The organism is Paenarthrobacter sp. CM16, assembly GCF_013179505.1.
Classification (GTDB): domain Bacteria; phylum Actinomycetota; class Actinomycetes; order Actinomycetales; family Micrococcaceae; genus Arthrobacter.
In genome coordinates this window covers 1-6,497 of sequence record NZ_JABMCX010000266.1, presented here as the reverse complement: position 1 = coordinate 6,497, position 6,497 = coordinate 1, and the positions used below count along the sequence as shown (strand labels likewise).

The 6,497-nt window shown below is 56.3% G+C and carries 4 protein-coding genes; all 4 read right to left on the bottom strand.

Features of this window, described 5'->3' with window-relative positions; translation table 11 throughout:
• Nucleotides 1-645, bottom strand: a 645-nt coding sequence (locus HP499_RS25510; RefSeq protein ID WP_216660162.1) for a D-glucuronyl C5-epimerase family protein, incomplete at its 3' end; no start/stop codon positions are given.
• Between the two features lie 191 nt (nt 646-836).
• Complete coding sequence (locus tag HP499_RS19035) at nt 837-2,615, bottom strand: heparinase II/III family protein (RefSeq protein ID WP_172325734.1); 1,779 nt, start codon at nt 2,613-2,615, stop codon at nt 837-839.
• Entirely contained in the window at nt 2,608-4,596 is a 1,989-nt protein-coding gene (locus HP499_RS19030; RefSeq protein ID WP_172325733.1) for a glycosyltransferase, read from the bottom strand. The genes HP499_RS19035 and HP499_RS19030 overlap by 8 nt, the downstream gene beginning before the upstream one ends.
• Before the next feature lie 172 nt (nt 4,597-4,768).
• Complete coding sequence (locus HP499_RS19025) at nt 4,769-6,304, bottom strand: hypothetical protein (protein WP_216660161.1); 1,536 nt, start codon at nt 6,302-6,304, stop codon at nt 4,769-4,771.
• Between the last annotated feature and the right edge of the window lie 193 nt (nt 6,305-6,497).

Below are 6,497 nucleotides of genomic sequence, written 5' to 3'. Positions count from 1 at the left end.
GTAAAGGCTGATGATACTTTCCATGCCTTGAACGGACTTGTTGAACACGTCCCAGTCACGGTCATCGTTTGAGGCTTTCGCGACATCCAAGAGAATGCACGTCGCTGTGGTCCAGCCATTAAGCGTGCAATTCGGGAAGGTTGCGGGGTACTCTTCGATGATCAGTCCGCCCTCGCTGGTGTAGCGGGCCACCCCTCCATCCTGGACAGGGATGGTCAAACTGTTCAATACAGCTTTTAGCGGTTCACGGAAGCGCTCGGTATCCGGGTAGGCCAGGAGCTTGCTGAGAACGTCCACATAGCGGGACTGCGTGAGGCCGCTGTACCAGGTACCCTTCTTGCTGGAAACCTTGGCCCTTACCTCGTCATAGTTGAATACCAATCCGTCATGCAAGGGTTCCATCATTGAAACAGAAACGTCTGCGACTTGAATGGCAGCCTTGAGGAATACTGGATCATCCGTGAGGCCAAACTGGATCAGGTAGTCAGTGATCACGTACGGACCGTAGATCGGATGCGCCATGAGCACCCCATCAGTTCGGCGGCCCGGGTAGCCGTTCGGCAGGAACTCGATCCTGTAGTAGTCCCAAATTGCCTTGCGCTCCATACGAAGCGGCGGCAAACCAACTTCATATTCATTGGTCACATAGTCGGTGCCTAAGCCCATGAGTTCCCCGGTTGTTCAGTCGGAATTACTAAAGGCCAACGTTACCTGCTGTATCAGAACTGCCCAATGTTTAGAGGGGAATTCACGTCACATTGTCGCTGCCTGATGACGAGGGCGCATGAACCAAGGATGCACTGGTTTGGCATACCCTCCAACGCATTCGGCTACTGCTAAACATATTTTCGCGGATTATTATCCGCCCTGCGGGAATCGTAGGCGCTGTCGAAGGTAAATCTGCTCGTAAACACGTAATGACGGGTTTTCGGGGCTTCCAGGCAGACGGACCAGACACCTTCACGGGTTCCGTCCTCGACTGACCGCCAGCCTCGGAGGGGGCTGTCGGATTCACGAATCGGGCCATTGACCAAAACGCCGGGTTCCGTCTCCAGCGTCAGGTTCCATTCTCCACCGGGCGAGGACCACGAGAGCCCTGCAGAAGGGGACGAGTTTGAATCCAGTTCCCCAGAGATATTGAACCAGACCTGGTAGTCGCGTTTCATCGCGTCTGTGGACTGCACGTCATCTGTGACCGTGAGACCAATGCCAGGCTTCAACTCGATCTTCCTCCGATGTATCCATCCTCCATGCTCCATACGCCCTTGCAGGATGAACACGTCTCCCACTTGCTCGCATACCCCAAGGCCGGAGCCTGCGGGAGCGCGACGCCGGTCGTGGTTTCTGCCATTGGCGGTCACTGTGTTGTGGGCCATCGTGGACTCGACAAACCGTCGGAAAGGATCGGCGTAATAGAAACCGTCCGAGCGAAGGGGGGAGTCAACGGGCAGTTGTGCCCCATACCCGTAACGGCCGCCTTCGACCAAAATCTCTTGCCCACGGTCATACCAGACAAAGTTGAGATCGTCCGCATGCTTGTGAGCCCTGCCATGGAATGCTGCTGTGAAAGCGAGGTAAGACGAGGTTGGTGGTTTCGTCTCTCCCTGGGGCTGTGGGGAACGGACAAAGGCGTAGCCTGACTCCTGGAATACCCCGAGCTCTGCCTTGCACGCCTGGCCGAATGAACCTCCGGACATTAGGAAATTTGTTTCGGGGCTCAGCGTCAGAGGATGACTCCCGTCAATCATGTTGACGTAGGGAGTATCACCCAGCGGAACGAGCGAGCCATTGGGCTGGATCATCCAGCCCAGCAAGTCGGCGGCCTTGCGAAGACGGCTGGTCAAATCGGAATCTTCTATCAGGCCGTTGTCCACCGCGATCTGGAAGGACTGCATGAGCATCCGGTGGTACTCAGGCGAATGCTCGCTGTGACCGCCGTCCGGAAGAAACTGTGTTCGGATCATGACGGCAAGCCGTTCGCGGCCCTCTTCGGCCAGCCCGCTCATTTCAGGCACAGCTTCGAGAGTTGTGCCTAGTACTGTTTGACCGATAGCCACGAAGTAGCCGTGGTTGGTGCGAGGGTTAAACGAGCTTTCCAAAGAGAATTCGTGCCTGTGCCTGTCTACGGCACTGAGCAGGGATCGCAGTTCCGCGAGGGCTATGCCATTTTTTGCCCCTAGGTAGATCAGGCCGGCGAGCCGAAGGGCGCGCTGTCCGAGCGCCATGTTGTACCAGACAATCGCGTTGCCAGTCTCTTGGTCGGAATAGCGTTCCGACCAAGAGACTGCACGATCCAAGCACCATTGAAGGTACGCCTTGTCACCTGTCCGGATAAACTCCTGGATTGGCCTGTCCATGAACTTCCAGCCGTGAAGCTGGGAACCCCAGCTCCTGTCGTCCGCGCAAAGACTGTCCCAAGCAAGTGGCAGCGAGAGATCCAGCCGGTCGTAGTCCCCAGCCTTCCAACTATTCATGACGACGTCAGATTGGGAATCACTAGCTAAGCTGTCAAACCAGACCGCATCCGAAAGGTCGGGGCGGTGACTTGAAGCGATCCACTGGGAAAGTGCTTCAATGTCAGCGTCCGCCAGTTGCTGGAACAGCAGTTCAGACACGGATTGCATTCGCCGCCAGATTCGCATATTGGTCGTTATAGACAGCAGCGTTGGCTTCCCACGAACGGCTTTCACGGACCCAAGCGGCGCCGGTTGCCGCCATCTGGCTCCGTGTCTCAGGGCTGGAAACGAGGTCGGAGAGTACATCCGCGAGCGAGCCGCTGTTTCCAGCTTGGAACAGGGCAGCTGAGCCGCTTGCCTCCGCGATTTCCTTAAGCGCGTCGACGTCGGACATGACAATTGTTCGTCCCGTTGCAAAGGCCTCGAAGGGCTTCAATGGCGTGACCAGCTGGCAAACCGCCGCTGCTGTCCGTGGCACAACGAAGATGTCGATCAGCCCGTAATAGTCCAGGATGTCCTCGTGGGGCACCCGTCCTGTAAAGAGCGCGTCGTCAAGTCCAAGCGAGGCAGCTGTGGCCTTGAGGGAATCAAGAACGGGTCCATCGCCTACCACCAGAAGACGAACCGGAACGTTAAGGCGTTCACGCAGCTGGCGGAAAGCATCGATGAGTACCGGTACGCCCTCATATTCGACCAGGGATGAGATGTAACCAATGACGATCTCGTCGCTCTGGATACCAAGCTTGCCTGCCAACTCGGCATTTCGAGTTTGAACCGGGAATTGGTCACCGCTAACTGCGTTCGGCACTACAGACGTCTTGTCCTCCGGGCACCCTTCGGCCGTGATCCGGCGTTTCATGACCTCAGCCAGGGTGAACACATGGTCCGCTGCTTCCCTGCAGTCACGCTCACGTTCCCGACGCCAAGCGTAGGTGTCAGGGGTGCCCCAGCGATTGCTGAAGGCTTCGATGTCCTCGATGCCGCTGGCTTGGGCCATACGGGAAAGCCAGGACTCTTCCCAGAACCCGCGGCTTTCATAGATCACAGGAATCTCGAAATAGTCGCCAACAGCCCGGGCAGACAGGGCATTGAAGAAGTCCGAGTGGGCGTGAAGAACAGCTGGGCGTACCTCGGCAACCACTCGCGCGAGTTCCTCGACATTGGCGCTCAGCCAGGTAGTCAAAGGAGTGTTCAGACGGATAGGGCCAGCCGGGAGATGGTAGGTGACGCCGTCGACTTCCACCTGAGGTGCTGCGTCCGCGTTCACTGCATCGCCAACTTGGTTGCACACATGTACCTCTAGCCCGGACTTTATTTGGGCCAGGGCCGTATAGTGCGTACGCAGCGTATAACCCGACTGTGTCGTCGGGAGAACCTTGCCGACCACATGAAGGATGCAATTGGGCTTGGGAGTGAAACGCTCGTAGGGTCCTTGCGGCTCGGGCTTGAAGGCACCGGAGAAGATTTTGACTTCTTCATCGCGTAACGCGATTGCAGCGGCCAATTTGTCATTGTGTTTCCGGTCGAGAACCACTCGCAGGACGTACTGGCTTTTGGCCGTGTAGCCGAGCTTGCGCAGTTCACTTGCCAGACCACGCAGCGATGTCATATTGATCTTCTCAAAGACCGAATGGGCTTCGAGCATCTCGTAGACCGCCAAGGGCTGGGCCTTGAACTGACTTTCGGCGAGTTTCTTGACCTCCGAACCGGAGAATGAGTGCCAGTTCTTGCCGTCGAGCGCCACAAGATCAAACTGCCGCTCGAGGTGGCGTCCTTCGACCTCCCGGACCCGTTCTTCTTGCTCAGTTTTGAGGTCTTCGACTAGCTGAAGCAAGCGATCACGCTCGGCTTCTGACTCGAGGTCGGGGACGGACGCTGTTTCTGTTGCTTCGTGAACCTGCGGGGACGACTGTGCTGTGGAGGTGCTGTTGGCTTCCACCAGGTTTGTTAGTTGTGCTGTGGAGGCGCTCTGGGCTTCCGCCAGATCGGTCAGCTGTCGCTGCAGAGTCAGCAGGTACTTCTTAATTGAGGCCTGGGATTCCCGCTGCAAGCGACGGTTTTCCTTCAGCCTGGCGATCAAACCGGTACTGGCAAAGCTGAAGGCGACGATCGCCACTGTAAACAAGACGATGATTGCCACTGTGCTTGCAGGTGAAACCGCCTGCGGCAGGAGGGCTAGCAAGCCGCCTACGAATATGAAGCCAAAACCCGCAACCGCGGAAAGGCCGATGGTCCTGTCAGAACTGAGTCTTCTGTTAATGTGCAACGTATTTCCTAAGTCAACGAAATCTGGTCGGTGCAAAAGTGTTGCATCAGTTGATTAATGAACTGGCACTCGTCGGAAAGTGCTCCAAGGCTGCGGAACGGAAATGGGCATAGCGCTCAGCGTTTGCGGCTACGTGTCCAGGTCCCCACTCAACATCAACGAACTCGATCCTGTCTTTGTAGTTGCTGTGTTCAGAATCCAGCATTAAACGGAACGGATCGCGGTGTTTTGTGACGTGGTGGGTATCGCCTGTGTTCTGGATATAGAGGATACGGGGGAGATGTTCCAGCAACGCGTACGTTTCGACTACCGATGTTGAAAGCCTAAAGGCGCGTGCTTCTTCCACATCGACATCATTCTTCAGACAGGTGGAAAGTGCGACATCGGCGCTTGTCCGGAAGTACTCCTTCACATCCGTTTGTGGGTTGAAGACAAGCGCGACGGAATCGGGAAGGTAGGCGGCAACCTGCAATGCAGTAAATCCGCCGCCTGAGCTGCCAGACAGGAGGATGCGGGTGGCGTTGGTTTCGAGCTGAAGCTTTCGGATGCACTCAGCCATAAACCGGTGGATATTGATACTGCCGTCCCCGAGGTACCAAGAGAGGGTCATATTCTTGTTGAGGTCCAGTGAGGGATCCTGGAAGACTGCGTGGTTCCCTCCTTCCATGAGTTCGGAAGTCAGTCCCTGGAAGAAAGGCAGTGTTGTCTTGGTTCTATTGATTGCGCCATGGAACCTGACCGACAAGAGATCTGAAGGGCCCTTTCCTACTGCGAAAGGCAGGACCAATCCTCCCAAGTTGGCGGAGTAGATTTTGGACTTCTCGCTGTACTCGAAATTGATCTCATTCGGAGAGCTGATGGTCTGGATCTGGCGGCCATAAGTCTTAGACCGAAGATCAACTCCGGGCCAGGCAATCAGAGGTTCGCGCATTACGCCTAAAGAGCTGTTGCTCAGGCCGGTTTCCTCGGCGAGGTCGTTTCCCAGGAGATCCACGATGGCTGTACGCAGACCTTGATCGTCGCCCGAGCTATCCGGGGCGTCGAGAAGGAGATTGAGCAGGATGCTCAAAGTTTCAAGGCGCGCCCTTCGAGAGCCGCCCTCTTGGGCAATCCACTTTTTCAGTTCGCCCCAATACCTGGTGCTGAACAGGCCGCCGTTTGGTTTGGGTGCAGCCCACTCCACGCCAGCGTCTCGGCAGAGGTCCATGGTCTTTAGCCAGGCTGACCTTACGTCGTCCAGCTCTGAGGAAATGGTTCCTTCTTCGCCGAGGGTCACAGAAGCGCGATCCTCTTCCACGGTCAGGTTGAACTGATAACGTCCGGAGAGCGCACTCAACGCAATTCGTCCGCCCGTGGCATCCATCTTCTTAACAGAAAAGTTGCCCGATTGCGGTGCAGCAACGATGGTGATGAATCGGAATCGGCGTCCACTTTGTGTCGCGGACACAACCTGGGTTGGTAGTTTCTCCATCCACTTTCTGGACATCCAGCCGTCGAACGGCTCTTCTGATCCCTTCACAGTCGAGATGACAGGTGCATTGCCCTTCCAGAGAAGGAAGGATGACGCGCCGTCACGCTCCAACCTTAGGCCGCCCGGAATGTCTGCCACTGCAGTGTCGGTGTCAAGGTGCCAACGCTGCCTGGCAGAGACTTCATCGGTGCTGAACACATTGTCTATGACGAGAAAGAACTCGCCACCGCGGCAGTAGACGACACGCCTTTTCAACTCGACGCCCTTGTAACCGGGATCAGTGAATGTGAAGTCGTCAACTTCA